A 17254-nucleotide genomic window follows, 5' to 3' on the forward strand; every position below is an offset into this window, starting at 1 on the left:
TAAAGCTAAGTTATTAACAGAATAAATTAACCTACAAATCAAAATTAATGAAATTAAATATCATTAGCAATGGTAGTAATAAACCTATTCCTATAGGTCAAACATGTACTAGGGCTATTCTTTTAAAAAGTATTCTAATGACCAAGTTAACACTACTTTTTATATTGTTTTTTGCTTTGAATAGTTGGGCCAGCGTAAGTGCGCAAAAGCTCTCTTTTAGCAATAGAAAAGTGGATTTTAAAACAGCTATTGAAGAAATCCAAAGGCAATCGGATTATTCTTTTTCTATAAAGGATAAACATCTGCGCTCGGCAGTTATGGTGAATCTTTCGGGACGTGACTTGTCACTGGAGGAAGCCTTACAGCTGGCATTCAAGAATCAGCCATTTGGGTACAAGTTAGGCGGAAAAATTATTGTTTCGGTTGATCAAATACCGGAAAAGGCTACTCCAAAAAATATAAAAAATAACGAGTCGTCGGCTATAAGTACTGTTGTACAGCAACGTATTGTACGTGGAAAAGTAGTAAATGAGTATGGTGAGGAAATGGCTGGTGTATCTGTTTTTGTAAAGCCCGCGCAACACACGGTAACAACCGACGCTAAAGGTGAATATGGCTTTATTTCTAAAAATAAGGTGGATTCGATATACTTTTCTTATGTAGGTTATCAGAAGATAGGTATGGTTTTTCCGATGGGAGAATTATTGAATGTAAGGATGAAACCGCTTGTGGAAAAGGTGGAGGATGTCGTTGTAACGGGTATTTACTCTAGAGATAAACAGAGTTTTACGGGTTCGTATTCGAGTTTCTCGGGAGAAGAGTTAAAACAGATTGGGGTTCAAAATGTTATCCAAAGTTTGCGTACGTTGGACCCTGCTTTCAATTTACTTGAAAACACCCAATTTGGATCTGATCCGAATAGGCTCCCTGACTTGGAAATACGGGGCAAGAGTAGTATCGTGGGATTGAAAGAGCAATTTGGTGAAGACCCAAACCAGCCTTTGTTCATATTGGATGGTTTTGAAACTTCCCTACAGACCATTATGGACTTGAGCATGGATCGTATTGCTTCGGCAACGATATTAAAAGATGCGACATCTACCGCTATCTATGGCTCTAAGGCTGCAAATGGAGTGGTTGTTATTGAGACTAAGTCGCCCGCTAGGGGTGAGGTTAGGGTGAGCTACAATAATAGTACAGACCTTACTTTTGCGGATTTGAATGATTACAACTTGATGAATGCTGCTGAAAAGCTGGAGTTTGAACTGCGTGCTGGCCGCTTTAAATCTAACTTGTCAACGGTGGAGGAGGATAACTCTTATCGATATTACCACTTGGTCCAGGAGCTAAAGCGTGGGGTGGATACGGACTGGTTGTCTGAACCATTGCGTACAGGTGTCAACCAACGGAATAACTTGTACTTGGAGGGGGGCGATCGTGTGATGCGCTATGGAATTGGTGTAAGTCATAATGCTATTCAAGGGGTGATGAAAAATTCGAAGCGTAAAAATTTATCGGGTAACGTAGACCTTATCTACAGAAAAGGAAAATTCAGTCTCATGAATAAGCTTTCTATAGATCAAATGGATAATCAAAATCCAATAGTCGAATTTTCAGCCTATTCTCGGGCCAACCCATATTATCGTAAATATAACGATAAAGGTGGCGTGGATAAGTGGTTGGAAACTTTTAACATGACCACAGCTAATGGACGGGTACAACCTGTAGGGAACCCTCTGTGGGATGATGCATTGAATAGTAAGAATACTGGCGGAAACCTTGGGTTTAGAAATAACTTAAACCTAGAGTATAGGCCTGATAACTATTTTAACATCAGAGGACGATTGAGTTTGAGTAAAAGTAATGCGGAAACCGAAGAGTTTTATTCGCCAGATGCAACAAGATTTGAAGGAATGGAGGCATTAAGAAAGGGCAGCTATAGAAATTCATCTACTGTATCCACGTCTTATCAGGGCGATATCTCGGGTACTTACGGGCGTATGTTTGCCCATAGACATCAGATTAATGTGGTGTTTGGAGGGAATATTAATGAGTCATCTAGCGTGTCTAAAGGTTTTGATGCTGAAGGTTTTCCCGAGGGAGATTTTACTACTCCAGCATTTTCAAATGGCTATCCGAATGGTGGTAAACCATCATACAGAGATGCTAAAAGAAGAAATGTCGGTTATTTTGTAAACACGGGGTATAGCTTTGATAATAGGTATTTGTTTGATTTTAACTTGCGTTCGGATGGTACTTCCGTATTTGGTTCGAATCGTTTGTTTTCTACAACTTGGTCGGCAGGGGCAGCTTGGAATATTCACCGCGAGAAGTTTTTGGAAAAGTATGCTGATGATATTTCTATGTTTAAGATCAGAGCCTCGGTAGGTAATCCTGGTAACCAGAATTTTGGAACTTTTAATGCGATCACAACGTATCAATTTAATAATTGGCTTCAAAATAATTTTGGAACAGGGCTGATCATCGATCAATTTGGCGACCCTAATTTGGAGTGGCAGAAAACATTGGATAAGAACATCGGTCTGGATTTGAGTATTCTTAATAATAGATTTCACGTTACGTTTGATTATTATAACAAAAAAACGGACCCATTGCTTGCTAATGTAGGTATTCCTCTTTCAGTAGGTATCCAAAATAGACTGATGAATGTAGGGATGCAGATGGATAAGGGGTATTCAGGAACAGTAAAGTATGCCATCTTTTATAAACCACAAGAACAAATAAATTGGACAACGAGTTTTACATTTCGTTCGGGTAGATCGGAGTATGATAATATCGGTAATAAGCTGGATGCTTTTAACAGGGAGAACCTAACTAAAAATATGACTCGCTTTTACAATGGTGCTAGTCCAGATGATCTGTGGTCTGTTATTTCTAAAGGTATAGATCCGGCATCGGGTATGGAGATCTTCCAAAATCGGAACGGCGAAAATGTTTTTGCATATAGCTATAATGACGAGGTAGTTGTAGGTAATGGTAGACCTAAGCTAGAAGGTGTATTCGGTAATACTTTTTTCTGGAAGGGCTTTTCCGCAAATGTACACATACGTTATAGTTATGGAAGTGATGCTTTCAATTCCACACTTTACAGTAAAGTAGAAAATATCTCGAGCACTTCGATCAATATGAATCAAGATAAACGTGCCCTTTATGACCGATGGAAAGAAGTTGGTGACGTAGCTCAATATAAAGGAATATCACTGTCTGATCCTTCGCCAATGTCTTCTCGATTTGTGCAGAAAAATAATTACCTCAGTATAGAGTCGATACGTGCTGGATATGAGTTTAGAGGTAATTGGATGCGCTCTTTAGCTTTATCAAGATTGATGATTAACGCTTATATGAACGATATATTAAGAGTTTCTAGTATGGGGAACGAAAGAGGTATAGATTACCCTTTTGCGCGTACAGTGACGTTTGGTTTAAGTGCAAATTTTTAAGACGATGAGAAGATTTTTAATAATCCCCATATTGGTGGGAACAATGGCTTTGACTTCTTGTAATAAATGGCTGGAAGTAAAACCTAGTGATAGGGTTACAGAAGATAATACTTTCTCAACTCCGCAGACGTTTAAAAAGGCGTTAAATGGAATATATATTGAGCTTAACAAAGATGAGGTTTATGGAAAGGCGCTTAGTTGTGAGTATATCGATATCCTAGCGCAATATTATCCGATAAATCAAGAGTCAACCAGTAATAAAGAGTTGGCGCAATATAATTTTACGAGTGCTGGTAACATGGCCAGGGCTGAAAAAATATGGGGAACGCAATATAACTTGATTGCCAACACCAATCTTATCATTCGGAATAGTGAAAAGCGTCGTGAGGTCTTGTCTGATGATTACTATGCGCTAATAAAGGGAGAGGCACTAGCGTTAAGAGCCATGTTGCACTTTGATCTTTTCCGTTTGTTTGGACCCGTATACACGAAGGAAAATACGGAAGCTCGATTGCCTTATTATACAGACTATGTGCTGGATGTTAACCCTACATTGCCTTCAAATGAGTTTTTAGCTCAGGTTATTTCCGATTTAAAAGATGCGCTTGAATTACTGAAAGAGGATCCCATTATCCAATATGGTCCTGCTGGCGATAAGTCCGACTCTTTTAAACAGTACCGCACTTTGAGGCTAAACTATTATGCTGTTAAAGCATTGTTGGCTCGAGTATATCTTTATGCCAAGGAAAATACGCTTGCACTGGAATTGGCCAAGGAAGTGATGGGGGTACAAGAAAAATGGTTTCCTTGGGTCAAGCCAGAGGTAGCTTCTGCTAATCGAGTGTTCTCTTCGGAATTGCTGTTCTCGTTACAGAATAATAAGGTGAACAATAATTTTACCAGTCTTTTTGATGGTAAAAATGTCCAGGCTACCAACTTGCTAATTCCTAAAGAATATGTCGTATTGCAGCTATTTAACTACCAAAGGCATGATTACCGGTACTTAGCCAATTTACAAAACTCGGTGTTGATCGGGTCAAATAATCATAAGGTGTTTAGTAAGTATGAAAAAATATCGGACTCACTGGAAAATCAGCTTATCCCAATGATACGTATGAGTGAGGTATTTTACATAGCTGCGGAAACTGAGCCTGTACTTACAGAAGGCTTAAAACATTTGAACAAAGTACGCAACAATAGGGGGATTGCAAGTTCGTCTTCGGATAGGTTTTATTTTCCGGATCAATTGCTGACTTCGGAGTATACGCGTGAATTTTGGGGTGAGGGCCAGTTGTTTTACTTCTTTAAACGTAGGAATGTAAAGGAAATTCAAGATCCACATGATGAGTGGTCTAAGGTGTCGATGAAAAATGCAAATTATGTTGTTCCTATTCCTGAAGGAGAAACTAAATATAATTAAACCATGAAAAGACTATTATATCTTGTTGTAGCGCTATGCCTATTGGGCTGCACGAAAAAGGAATTATTAACATATACGGATGGCGATGGGCTGTTTTTCGATACACGGGAAATGTTTTTAGACACCGTTAATGTAAGTTGGGGATTAAAAAATAATGAGATCAAGACACAGAAAGTGAAACTTAATGTTAAACTCATTGGGCATGTGGCAGATTATGATCGGACATTTTATGTAAAAGTTAAAGATGATCCAAGTGACTTATACCAAGCGAAAATAGGGGTAGACTACCAGCAGTTTCCTTTGGAATATGTGTTACCCAAGGGGAAAGCGTCTACAATGATCGAAATTGATGTGTTAAGAAACCCCATTTTACATGAGGAAAACCGTTGGTTAACCGTTCAGCTTGTCGAAACGGATGAGTTTAAATTTTTATACTCCAGAAAACTAGAAGATAGCCTAGGAAATAGACGTTTGTTAGATGTTCAACGTGTTATTAAAATGAATGAAAACTTTCCCAAGCCGAGGTGGTGGCTCGTATTTGGTGATAGGGTATTTGGTAAGTGGTCTTTGAAAAAGCAAATCCTTATCTGTGAGTTGATGGGGATTGATCGGGAGAAGTGGGTTGGCGACGTGGTTTCTGATCCTACTTTTTCGGAAGGCTATTTGCGATTTTGTGGAGTTAAAGTACACCGATGGCTAGAGGAGCAGAAGAAGAATGGGGAAACCTATTATGAAGCGGATGATATAACCCCCATGCAGATGGGCCCTGACTCTAAACGGTAGTTTAATAAATTAGAATTAAGTTCAAATTATGAAAATTTTTATTTCAAGTATATTATACCCCATCGCTGTTGTAGCTCTTCTGTCTTCCTGTCTTAAAGACAAAGGAAATTACGACTATAAAGAGATCAATGAGGTGGGGATCGGAGGTGTTGAACAAAAAATACCGTATGAGGTATTCTCGTTTATAGACACGTTAAAAATAAATCCGCTGATTCAAGCTGCAGACGTTGAGGATAAAAATCGATATAACTACGAGTGGAAATTGATTAAAAGCTCGGGTGATCAAACGGTTGACTCGATAGATTATGTCATCAGTACGGATCCTCAGTTGAAATATCCCGTAACATTACCAGCAGGGGAATATAAAGGTTATCTTAAGGTCACCGATAAGGTTGAGGAAACGAGTTGGGGGGTGACATTTTTTGTGTTAGTTCGTACGATTACCAATGAGGGGTACATGGTACTCTGTGATGATGGTGGTAAAGGACGATTAGATGTTATTGCGAGTGTAAGTGAAAAAGAATATAAAATTGCCTATGATATCTGGAAGAATGAGGATTACGATTGGGGCAAACCATATGCTATATTCTTTAATTATAATCTTCAAAGTGGCTCGACAACCTATTATGTAGCGGAGAAAGGTACATATGGGTTGAATAAAAATCTATTAACAAGTGAGGCTCAAGATATGAAGTGGGCGTTTGGTGAAGTGCCTGAAAAAGTTTCCATCAAGGGAATGAACTCGACAACATTTAGTTTTGACAGGCGTAGAGAGGTACTTGTTAATGAAAAGAACCAACTATACGCGCGAAATACCACATTGGGCGGCTCGCTTTTTGAGTTTCCGATTAATTTTGTTAACGGTCGGGACGAATTTAAAGCTTCTAAACATATCGGTATGCCTATACCCAATAGTTTGGCAGGATATTTTCCTTATGGGCATACCATATTGATATACGATGAAACAAACAAGCAATTTTTAGAGCTGATTGACAAAAATGAATTTCCAACACCTATTAAATTTTCAAATACAAACTATTTTCCAACTTTGACGGGAAGAGATATGGTACATGTAGAATCTACCTCCAATGGGTTAACTTTTGCTGTACTAAAGGACCCTATAGACAAGAAATTTTATATGTATGGTATGCGATTAGGTGAAAATGCTGTTAACACGCAACAATATTATATGGAAATTCCTATTGCAACGACCAGCACTATTAATCATTTCGCTTTTCACCCCGTGTTACCTTATTTGTTTTACGCAACGGACCATACAGTTTATCAATTCGACTATAGTCAACCTAATCTAAGTCCGAAGGTAGCATTGAATTATCCAAACGATAAAATTGCTGTTATGAAGTATTTCCCTTTAGTCGGTTGGAATCCTTATGCACTTTGGGAAAGAGAAAAAGCTTTTAAACTATTTGTTGCGCGTAACGTAGATAAAGGTGCGGATGAAACGGGGGTCCTGGAGTTATATACGGCGCCAGCTTTAGGCCAACCGTTGGTGCGAAATGCCGAATTTGAAGGTTTAGGTAAAATAATTGATATAGAAATAAGAGAACGATAATGATGAAATATAAATATGTAAGTGGAATGTTGTCTATGATGCTTGTAAGTGTCATGTTTTGTTCTGCGCAAGTACGTACTGCAAAGTTGCAAGCAACATTCAAAAATGCAGGTAAAGGGGATAAAGTTGTCCTTTCGTATAGTGATGTGAATGCCCGCGTTATAGATACCATAATGATTAAGGACAAGAAAATCTTGGTAGAGCAGAAGTGGAGTATCAATACAAGAGCTACGTTGACTTGGATCAGAAAGGCTGATCAAAATAAACAAACGCGTCCGGATAGAGTGCATTTATATCTTAGCGAAGAACCTATTCAGATTGTGGTGCGGGATTCTATGAAGTATGCTAAGTTCAATGGCAGTAAGTTGAATGCCGATTACCAAAATTTTATGGCTGTATTGAAGCCTGCTGACGATGTTTTGGACGAGTTAGATTTTAAATGGAGAAATATGAGTAAGGAGGAGCAGGAACGTTTTTGGTTTGAACGCTCGGAGCGTACTAGAGATGCAAGGGGGCAAAGAAAGCAGCTTATGTTGGAATATGCAGCTCATCACCCTAGTTCTTACTTTAGCCTACAGTCTCTTATTGATTTGTCGGTGCAATCGGTGGACTATCGAGCTGTGCATAAAGTGTTTGATAATTTGGATAGTACGCTGAAGAACACCACGGCTGGTAGAAAACTAAAAGAACGAATAGATATTGCCGGAAATATAATTGTGGGTGTAATGGCACCTGATTTTGTTCAAAACGATGTTAATGATAAACCTGTACGTCTTTCCGGTTTTCGTGGCAAATATGTTTTGTTAGATTTTTGGGCCAGTTGGTGTGCTCCATGTCGTGCTGAAAACCCTAATCTGGTGAAATTGTATGATCGCTATGCTGGTGATTCATTTGAAATTTTAGGTGTATCATTAGATTATCCTGGGAAGAAACAAGCATGGGTTAATGCTATAGAAAAGGATAAATTACCATGGGTACATGTTAGCGATTTGAAGGGATGGGATAATGAGGTCGCTAAATTGTATGCCGTGAGAGGGGTTCCGCAGACCTTTTTAATAGACCCTCAAGGTAAAATAATTGCCGTTAGTTTAAGCGGAGAATCATTGGCAGCAAAGCTTAAAGAGGTATTCCAGAGATAGCTAGCCGCTAGTACATGTCTCTGATAGCGTTTTTGGAGGAGGGTTAGGAATTAAAAACTTGAGAAAAGCGAAAGTAAGCCTTGAGAAATCAAGGCTTGTTTTTTTGGCCTGCCCAACATGGTCAAAAACTCTAGGGAGCGTGTGCCAAACACGTTATTAAAGTAGGAAGTGTTAGCTCACAGCAAGGGGGGCATCTTGATTTGGAACCCCGAAAGGCTCGTCGAAGATAATCTGAAGAAAGTTCTAGGCAAACCCTCGATCCGACGCACAGAAAATATATATTAAAGTCGCAGGTACGGAACGAGATTACCAAACAAACCGAAGTCCTGTACTATAGCATCGCCATGGTAAATGTAGTGGATATATGAAATCAAAATTATCTTTTTAAGTACTTCGTTTGCTATTGTAGTCGGGGATTTGTGTATGAAAATAGTGTTCTTTCCCACTTTGCGATGGTCGAGGGACGGGGCCGAAATACAGGAGGCACACTGAATCACGAATATATGCTGACCGATTATCAGGGGAACGTCTGGGTGAGTTTTGAAGAGGACAATGGAGTGGCTGTCATTCGTCAGGATAATGGATATTATCCGTTTGGTCTAGTCATGCCGGACAGTGTGGTGCCTGCACAGGCTAACAAAAATCTCTATAATCGTGGGTCGGAATGGCAGAATGATATTAGCGATCTTCCAGACTGTTACAAGACCCATTATCGCAATTGACGATGCGGCACTGGGGCGTTTCATAGAGGTAGATATCCGTGCCGAATAAAATGTATTTATCAGTCCGTATCAATATGCGTTGAACAATCTCATTATGCTCAACGACCCTTTAGGAGATAAACAACGACCCGTTGAAGCAGCAATAAGGGGACTGTGGAATTCTTCTTATGGAGGTACGTGGAGTGAAAATAGCGGTTATTCTTTTTTCGGTAGTAATGTAGATGTTTTCCAGTTTTGAGCAGCTTACATGGATTGTCATGGCAGCTGGGGGATGTTTGGCTTTTCATCAGATTTTATTGCTGGAGAAAGAGCATTTAATCAAGATCAACGCTTATCTTTGTCAGAGCCACGTTCGAAGGGCCAACATGATTATATTGTGTTATCCTCTTGGTACCCTAATGCGGATGGTAGCGCTACAACCGTAGACGGAGTGAGTGCTCGGATGATGGTAGTAGATCTGAATTATAAGCATTTTTTAGGCGGTATGCTAGGCTTTGTTGAAAAGCATTTCAATGGAAATATAGGGATAATTGGCTTTGCCGGAGAAGCTTACTCCAAGATACCTAATTCGACTAAATATCGTCTAGTTTATGAATTATCCAAGGTGACGAAATGGAAAGCCGGAGAGATATTTCAGAAAGGCAAATCTTTCTCGAATGGTGTTGGTAAGTTCGCAAGTAAAGCGGGCGTGGCAGGAGCTATGTTGACTGCAGGGCTAATTGGTTATGAGCTTTGGTACAGATACCTGGGATGCACATACCTTTGTTAATGCAGGACTATTGGTCGGAGGAGTGGTTGCTACTATTTACGCTGCTCCTGTTGTTCTGAAAGGAATAGCCTTATAAGGAGTTGGGGATTATTTTTTTGATTTTAGCGGTAAGATAGATTCGGCTGTAGGAAGGAATTCAAATATATGGTAAAGAAAATATTGCAACCGGATTTCGTGATGACGAAATGGTTTGTAGGAAAGAAAAAAAATGATCGGGTTATTCCTGCTACGGTTGTCTTTTTTTTATTCAAGGTAGCGTATATTGATATGGTCATTTATAGTTTGATTGCTAAATGGACAGGAATTAGCAACGATGTTAGTATATACATGGTTGTTTTGCTGGTTCATTTGTCATTTCTTTTATTTGGCTTAGAAAAACCACTCAAACAGATGATCAGAAGTGAAGGCTTGGAAAGGAGATATAAGGCAATGAGTAAGTCTGAGATACAAAAAAAACGGGCTCTTGCTCTATCTCTGCTTATTTTTTCATATATCTTCATGTGCTGGGCCTTGGTTATGATTTTTAGAAAATAGCTGTTCTTCAGAGCCATGGTCTGAAGAACAGCGGGATTATCTTGTGTTATCCTCTTAGTACCGTGATGCGGATGGTAGTGCTACAACCGTAGATGGGCTGAGTGCTCGGATGATGGTAGTAGATCTGAATTATAAGCAGTTTTTAGGCGGTATGCTAGGCTTTGTTGAAAAGCATTTCAATGGAAATATAGGGCTAATTGGCCAAACAATCTCCAACGGTCCTACACGTCTTAGCTTTACAGTTATGGTTAAAAACGTAAAGGAAACATGAATGAACAAGCCTTATCAGGTTTTGAATTCGAAGATGAATTTAAAGAGAAATTAGTAGAGTTAGTGCTCTATAAAAATCTATCAGCAGAACAAACTGCAAAAAAGTACGGACTCCCCAATACGAAGATCTTAATCAATTGGATTAACAATTATTAGCGAAAGATACTTTCAGACAATATCAATTAGAGGGCTAACGATTAAGAAGATTATTATATATCTAGCCCAATCTTTCACAAGATTGGGCTGTATAATTTAAAGGTATTTGTTTATCCCTTGCTTTCGGATTCTATAATCCTTTTACCATTTTCCGTAATGATGTAATAGGAAAGGAAGCCTTCTTCTGTGTTTTTTGTTGAAGTTTTAGCCAGCCAGCCAGCCTCGATATAGACTTTTATCGATACAGTCATTTTTGAGAGCTGTACTCCAAGCAATGCATTATTTCTTAGCGTATAGGTTTGTATTCTTCTTTGTCGGATGTGGCCAGTGCTTTATGAATCCTGAATTTTGTATTGTGATGGAAAGATTGCTGAAGTTTATTTTTGGATAATATGTCCTTATTATAGCTTTAATGTGCTTTAGTTCTAACTCCGGTTCATTTAAGAAATTAGCATCGTGAATTAAGATGTTGTCAATTATAAACGGCAAGGATGGTGTATCATTTAGAGCTTTCGAGAATTCAAGGTTTTTGGCATGTTTTTTTTGAAGTAATTCTCTTAAATTATCAGGAGGTACACAAGTCGAAGAAGTAAATTTTCTAAATTCTACCGAAAAGAAGCTTGCTGCTTTAATTACTGTATCTACATCAAAGACATAATCATTTTTTAAGGAACTTACGGATTTAAACCACCGGTCAGATATACCTATTATATTTGCAAAAGCATCTATAGTTAAGCCACATTTTCTAAAATAATTAACAATATTAATCTTTGCGATATTCGCATCATAAGTTCCCATGTTAACAAAGGAATATTTATAATGGATTGAAAAAGGGAAAATTAATTCCTTTTTTTAATTATTTTATTTATATTTGTTTAATGATTTTTTATGAACATAAGTAATTGATATAGAAGTTTAGATAAATAGATTAAAAACGAACCTCGTAACGAAACCTGACAGTTTATTAGTAACGCGAGTGAGTAATGCGTCAATTTATCCTATCTTTGAAAATATTATTTTCTGAGGTGGGATTGGCGCTTGCTTTATCCACTGTGTTACATCACGAAAATCGACCTCAGACGATGAGTAGGGTCTCTGTCAGGACCTTCGTTACAGAAAGATGAGCAAGGAGCCAATCCATCTTTAATCTTTCAGGTTCGTTGAAATACACGAATTATGGGAAAAAAGATTAGAGGAGTTAAGCACTTAATAATATTACAGAAATGTAATGTTTTTGGTGCTTTTCTTATTAACAGGCACCGTGTCTGTAAAAAACAACAGTACAAAAATATTATTAAAGCACCCGAATAGTTTGGAAAAGCTTAGTCATTGTCATGACTTAGATCGTTGTATGTGCCAATTAGAAAACCTAAGATTCCAATTATAAACGTTAAGGCATTTCCTCGATTTCATTCAGTTAATTTTTTATTTAAAACAAGAACTAGTGACTAGTAATGAGTAACCAGTAACGATACTAGGTGTGCCATTTTAGGTTGCTAAAATTACTTTAAAAATGAGACAATTTTTTAGGGGTGGGATAGGACTGCCCTTTGGACAGAGGTGTGTCCGACCACTGGCGGATGAACGAGTTAACATGTTAACAAGTTATCAAGATCTTTCTAGTTACCCAATAGAACAAAATAAAAGCAGGTTGTGCCATAGACTGCTTCTCCCGCTTGGGCGGTATCGCAGTGACGAAACTTGGTGCAATGATGGGAGAGTGGGGCGTACTGCTTACAGCCTATGGCCTAAAGCCATTACAATAATATTCTGTGTGTTGTTTAGTGTGCCCAATTTGCTAGGGACTGGCGCTATGGCGCAGTCCCAGCATGGGGCTGTGCCCCGTATTAATTTTGTGGATCAAATGCCCGTCGGTTTGGAGGCAGGCACTCAAAGGCAAACTGAGCGAATACTCGTTTATGAGGTATGCTCGGTTGCCGATGGGGGGACTGTGAATCAGGTTGGCAGTAATACTGCGGTCGAACAGCAAAAGGTCTCCCTGCCTCCTGCTCTACAGAAGAGGATAAGGGTAGGGGAGGTCGTGCCCGAAGAGCTATGGAACCTTCCTTTGGATGTGCTCTATCATAAAGATGGGGCGAAGCAGATACGTCTTGCTGACTATAGAGATACACCCCTTATCATTATCGATGTATGGTCGACTTCCTGTGCGGTGTGTCTTCGTGAGATGCCTCATGTTAGAGCCGTATCAAAGGCGACTGATGGAAAGATGCTACCTCTCTTTCTGACTCCGCAAGCTAAATCGGATGTAGAGCGATTTATGGCGCGCAGAGAAGGCGATATCTGGGAGACCATTGTGGGGGCAGATATCTTTCTGAAGCTATTTCCGACATATAGCGCGCCGCAAGAGATATGGATCAAAGACGGAAAAGTATTTGCGATTACGGAATATGTATATGTGACCAAAGATATTGTAAAGGACGTGTTGGACGGTCGTATTACTGAGCTGCCGGAGAAGGTATACAATGGCGATTTTAAAATCAGCAAGCCGCTACTTCTATCCGATAATGGTGGCAATGCTGGAGACATGCTATATCATTCGTTATTTACGAGATACTTGGATGGAATTTATGACAACAGCCTACGGATAGGAGGAGGGAATGGGAATAAAATAACATTAACGAACATGTCGGCGTATCTAATGTACGTGCGCTTTGCCGAATTAGTAAACGCAGATCTTATTACAACAAACAGGATGTTGATACAATCTGATCTCATAGATAGCCTTAAGACGCTGAGCTCTTTTTATCCGGAAAATCGGAAGCATTTTTTCTCCTACGAATTGTTATTGCCTCCAAATATGCAGGGGCAGGCTCCCGAACTTATGTTAGCCGATCTTAACCGATTTTTCGGTGCGTTGTATGGTATCAAGGGAGAGGTCGCAAAAATAAAGCGCCCATGTTGGGTACTGCGTCCGAATGGGAAAGCTATTCCTTATGCCTCCACAGGTGCACAGCAAGAGGCGGAAGCACACGGTGGCGTGATTGATATGCGTGCCTATCCACTGTCTTCCTTTGTTTCCGCAATGAAGCGTCATTTTAACATGTTGCCATTGCCGATCCTGGATGAGACTGATATTACTGAACGTGTAGATATACAGCTGTTTACAGAAATGGAAGATTTTGAGAAACAACGTAAGCACCTAGAAGAAAAGGGATTTGAACTGGTTCAGGAGCATCGTGAAGTTGACATGTTGGTGTTGTCCGATATCAAAACAAAGAAAGGAGATATTGAATGAGAAATTCTATAATTATTGTATTTCTGCTGTTTGTTTTTGCACAGTATATACAGGCTCAATCTATACGCATAGGGACGGTGAGGGATGAACAAGGGGTACTTCTGAGGGGTGCCAATCTGTTGATCTACCCTAATAAAATAAATATAAGAACGGATAGTGATGGACAATTCAACCTACCGGCCGAGGTTGACTCTATAAGGATATCAAAAGTAGGATACCGTACGGAAGTATTTGTCATCGATGCTAATACCCCATTGATATTCACGCTCACGTCCTATAGTCAGTTTATTGAAGAGGTACAGGTGTTCACCGGTTACCAGGGATTGACGAAAGAGAGGCAGACGGGGTCTTTCGTATTGGTCGATAATAAGTCTTTGGAGCGGCGCAGCAGTGCAGATATAATGAGCCGGCTTGAGGATCGGGCTACTGGGCTATTGTTTGACAAGCGGCCTACGGGCTCATCATCGTTTTATGTGCGGGGGCAGAGTACAATCAACTCTGAGGATCGGCCGCTCATCATATTGGATAATTTTCCCTACGAAGGTGATTTAAAACAGATCAATCCCAACGATATTGAATCGGTGACTATCCTTAAAGATGCAGCCGCAGCCTCGATATGGGGAGCAAGGGCCGGAAACGGGGTGGTGGTACTGAGGACTAAGCAGGCTCGGATAGGTCAGCGGACGGCGGTAGATTTTAAAAATTACTACAGCATAACTGAAAAACCTGATTTACGTGCTAATAAAAATTACTTGCCTTCGGAGCCATATATCGATGTGGAGCGTTATCTTTTTGGTAATGGGTACTATGCGGATAAAGAGCGTGATCTAACCTATCCGGTGCTGTCTCCTGTAATCGAACTGTTGATCAGCCAACGGGAAAATGCTATAACAGCAGACGAGCTAGAATCTCAATTGAACCTGTTGAAACAGTTGGATTTCAGAGACGAACTGTCACGCCATGTTTATAGACAGCGAGGGGATCTTCAGTCGGCCTTAAATATTCGTGCAGGCAGCGATCGCCTAGCGTATTCTTTTTCTGCCGGATTTGACAAAAATCGTTCGGAGATAAAACACATGGGTGATAAACGGGTAGATCTATCACTATCCAGTCAGTTTAATATAATACCAAAATTGACTTATCACAATACTTTTTCCTATGTCACGGCTAAGAATACGTATGATAGTTATGTCGTACAGAACCTATATGGTGCAATGGCGATTGCGCCACCTTATCAGCGCTTGCAAGATGAACAAGGTAATTCCTCTATGTTATGGAAGGATTACCGACAGCGCTATATACATGAGCGAAGGGCAGAGGGATATCCCGATTGGGCATTCTATCCCTTAGAGGATTTGAAAAACCAAAAGAATAGGGTTGAGAATAATGATATACGGATCAATAATACGCTTCGCTATGCCTTGATACAAGGTCTCGATATAGAAGTACATTATCAGTACGATCGGCAGTCACTCGATGATAGGAGTATGCAGGATCAAGACCTGTATGCCACACGGGATCTGATCAATAGGTTTGCACAGAAAGATGATACTCGATTTATTTATCCTGTGCCATTGGGCGGTATACTTGATCAGCGACGACAGGTGAGAACAACCCATTCAGGAAGAGGACAGACGTCTCTTAATAGGCAATGGGGCGAGCATAGCCTGGCAGGGATATTAGGCGCAGAATGGAGAAAAGGACGGTATGACGCCGATGGAAATCGTCTATATGGTTATAATGACAATCTGTTAACATTTAGTTCCGTGGATTATCAAGGTTATTATATGATGAATCCGCAGAACTATGAAGGAAAAATCCCGAATACGTCCTTTTTAAATGGAAAAATAGATCGTTTTGTGTCGTATTATGGCAATGTAGGGTATGATTTGAAAGGCCGCTACATGCTGTCAGTAAGTGCGCGCAAGGATGCTTCGAATATTTTTGGAGTACGTACCAATCAAAAAGGCGTGCCATTGTGGTCATCGGGACTAAGCTGGAATCTTAGCAATGAGCCCTGGTATGATCTGAAACAATTACCGTACATCAAGATCCGCACGACTTATGGGCTGAGTGGAAATGTAAACCGTTCATTAACGGCTTACAGTACGGGCTATTATAGTGTATCTAGTTTAACCCAACAGTCGTATATACAATTGCTCACACCTCCGAATGCAGATTTGAGATGGGAGAAAATAAGTACGGTCAATCTGGGCTTAGATTTTAAAATTAAGGATAATCGCCTGTCGGGTAGTCTGGATTTTTATTGGAAAGATGCCAAAGACTTGATCGGAGAATCACCTCTGGATCCTACGGTTGGGTTTTCTGTAGGTGGTCGAAATACTTTTATCGGCAATAACGCCCGCATGAAGGGGCGAGGAGTAGACCTGAATTTGAATTATCATAAAAAATGGAATAAACTCGATTGGTCCACAACTGTTAATTACAGCTTTAGCACGGATAGGATCGTGAAGTATGATTTTGAAAATCACCTGTCTGCCTATTTTTCAGCATTTAATGCGCCTATGGAAGGGCGATCTAGATTTTCAGAATATGTACTGGCTTGGGGAGGGCTCGATTCTGAAAACGGAGATCCAAGAGTCCTTTTGGGGGGTGAGCCTTGGAAGGATTATGGTAATTTCTACACGAAATTGGTCAAGGAGGATATTAAATATGGAGGAGCGATATTGCCCCGTCATTTTGGATCGGTTCTTACCGAACTAAGCTATAATGATTTTCAGCTAAGTATAGGTTTGAACTATAAATTTGGGCATTGGTTTAGGCAGCCCACAATCAACTACACCGATCTTTTTTCAAGAGGTAGAGGGCATTTGGATTATCTAGACAGATGGCAGAAGGAAGGGGATGAACTCCATACCGACATACCTTCCAGACCTGATCCTTCGATAACACCCATGCGGGATTTTGTATACCAATATGCAGATGTACTCCTTAAGAGAGCCGATCATATCCGCCTGAAGGATGTTCGTCTCAGTTATACTTTTTCCGGAAAAATGAGACAGGCGTTCAGGGGGGTAACGGTTTTCGGATATGTGGATAATGTAGGTTTGATGTGGACCGCCAATAAAATGAACATAGATCCGGAGTATGTGCTGTCCGATTATTCTGCTATGCGTAGTTATGTCTTAGGCTTGGATATTAAATTTTAAA

The 17254-nt window shown here is 39.9% G+C and carries 13 protein-coding genes; 11 read left to right on the forward strand and 2 right to left on the reverse strand.

What is annotated here, in order from left to right; translation table 11 throughout:
* The first annotated feature begins 47 nt into the window (after positions 1-47).
* The 9 genes from JKG61_RS20830 (at position 48) to JKG61_RS20870 (ending at position 10827) form a co-directional block, all read left to right on the forward strand.
* Positions 48-3461, forward strand: coding sequence for a SusC/RagA family TonB-linked outer membrane protein (locus JKG61_RS20830; RefSeq protein WP_202104942.1), 3414 nt, complete (start codon positions 48-50; stop codon positions 3459-3461).
* A gap of 4 nt (positions 3462-3465) precedes the next feature.
* Positions 3466-4881, forward strand: coding sequence for a RagB/SusD family nutrient uptake outer membrane protein (locus JKG61_RS20835; RefSeq protein ID WP_202104943.1), 1416 nt, complete (start codon positions 3466-3468; stop codon positions 4879-4881).
* Positions 4882-4884: 3 nt separating this feature from the next.
* Positions 4885-5664: a DUF4843 domain-containing protein gene (locus JKG61_RS20840; protein ID WP_202104944.1), complete on the forward strand. Its 780-nt coding sequence runs from the start codon at positions 4885-4887 to the stop codon at positions 5662-5664.
* A gap of 28 nt (positions 5665-5692) precedes the next feature.
* Positions 5693-7237: a PKD-like family lipoprotein gene (locus JKG61_RS20845; RefSeq protein WP_202104945.1), complete on the forward strand. Its 1545-nt coding sequence runs from the start codon at positions 5693-5695 to the stop codon at positions 7235-7237.
* Entirely contained in the window at positions 7237-8376 is a 1140-nt protein-coding gene (locus JKG61_RS20850; RefSeq protein WP_202104946.1) for a TlpA disulfide reductase family protein, read from the forward strand. The genes JKG61_RS20845 and JKG61_RS20850 overlap by 1 nt, the downstream gene beginning before the upstream one ends.
* Before the next feature lie 419 nt (positions 8377-8795).
* Positions 8796-9098 carry a hypothetical protein gene (locus JKG61_RS20855; RefSeq protein ID WP_202104947.1) on the forward strand — a complete coding sequence of 101 codons (303 nt, stop codon included), beginning with the start codon at positions 8796-8798 and terminating at the stop codon, positions 9096-9098.
* A gap of 247 nt (positions 9099-9345) precedes the next feature.
* Positions 9346-9867, forward strand: coding sequence for a hypothetical protein (locus JKG61_RS20860; protein WP_202104948.1), 522 nt, complete (start codon positions 9346-9348; stop codon positions 9865-9867).
* Positions 9868-10011: 144 nt separating this feature from the next.
* On the forward strand, positions 10012-10401 hold the full coding sequence (locus JKG61_RS20865; RefSeq protein ID WP_202104949.1) for a hypothetical protein: 390 nt from the start codon (positions 10012-10014) through the stop codon (positions 10399-10401).
* 267 nt (positions 10402-10668) lie between these two features.
* Positions 10669-10827, forward strand: coding sequence for a transposase (locus tag JKG61_RS20870; RefSeq protein ID WP_202104950.1), 159 nt, complete (start codon positions 10669-10671; stop codon positions 10825-10827).
* A gap of 110 nt (positions 10828-10937) precedes the next feature.
* On the opposite strand, the gene JKG61_RS20875 is transcribed toward JKG61_RS20870, so the two are convergent.
* Positions 10938-11078 carry a hypothetical protein gene (locus JKG61_RS20875; RefSeq protein ID WP_202104951.1) on the reverse strand — a complete coding sequence of 47 codons (141 nt, stop codon included), beginning with the start codon at positions 11076-11078 and terminating at the stop codon, positions 10938-10940.
* 28 nt (positions 11079-11106) lie between these two features.
* A complete protein-coding gene (locus JKG61_RS20880; protein ID WP_202104952.1) occupies positions 11107-11625 on the reverse strand; it encodes a hypothetical protein in 519 nt (172 codons plus the stop codon).
* 715 nt (positions 11626-12340) lie between these two features.
* On the opposite strand from JKG61_RS20880, the gene JKG61_RS20885 reads away from it, so the two are divergent.
* Both JKG61_RS20885 and JKG61_RS20890 read left to right on the forward strand, forming a co-directional pair.
* Complete coding sequence (locus tag JKG61_RS20885; RefSeq protein ID WP_202104953.1) at positions 12341-14083, forward strand: thioredoxin domain-containing protein; 1743 nt, start codon at positions 12341-12343, stop codon at positions 14081-14083.
* Positions 14080-17253 carry a SusC/RagA family TonB-linked outer membrane protein gene (locus JKG61_RS20890; protein ID WP_202104954.1) on the forward strand — a complete coding sequence of 1058 codons (3174 nt, stop codon included), beginning with the start codon at positions 14080-14082 and terminating at the stop codon, positions 17251-17253. The genes JKG61_RS20885 and JKG61_RS20890 overlap by 4 nt, the downstream gene beginning before the upstream one ends.
* Position 17254 lies beyond the last annotated feature (1 nt).

This window comes from Sphingobacterium faecale (assembly GCF_016746095.1).
Taxonomy (GTDB): Bacteria; Bacteroidota; Bacteroidia; order Sphingobacteriales; family Sphingobacteriaceae; genus Sphingobacterium; species Sphingobacterium faecale.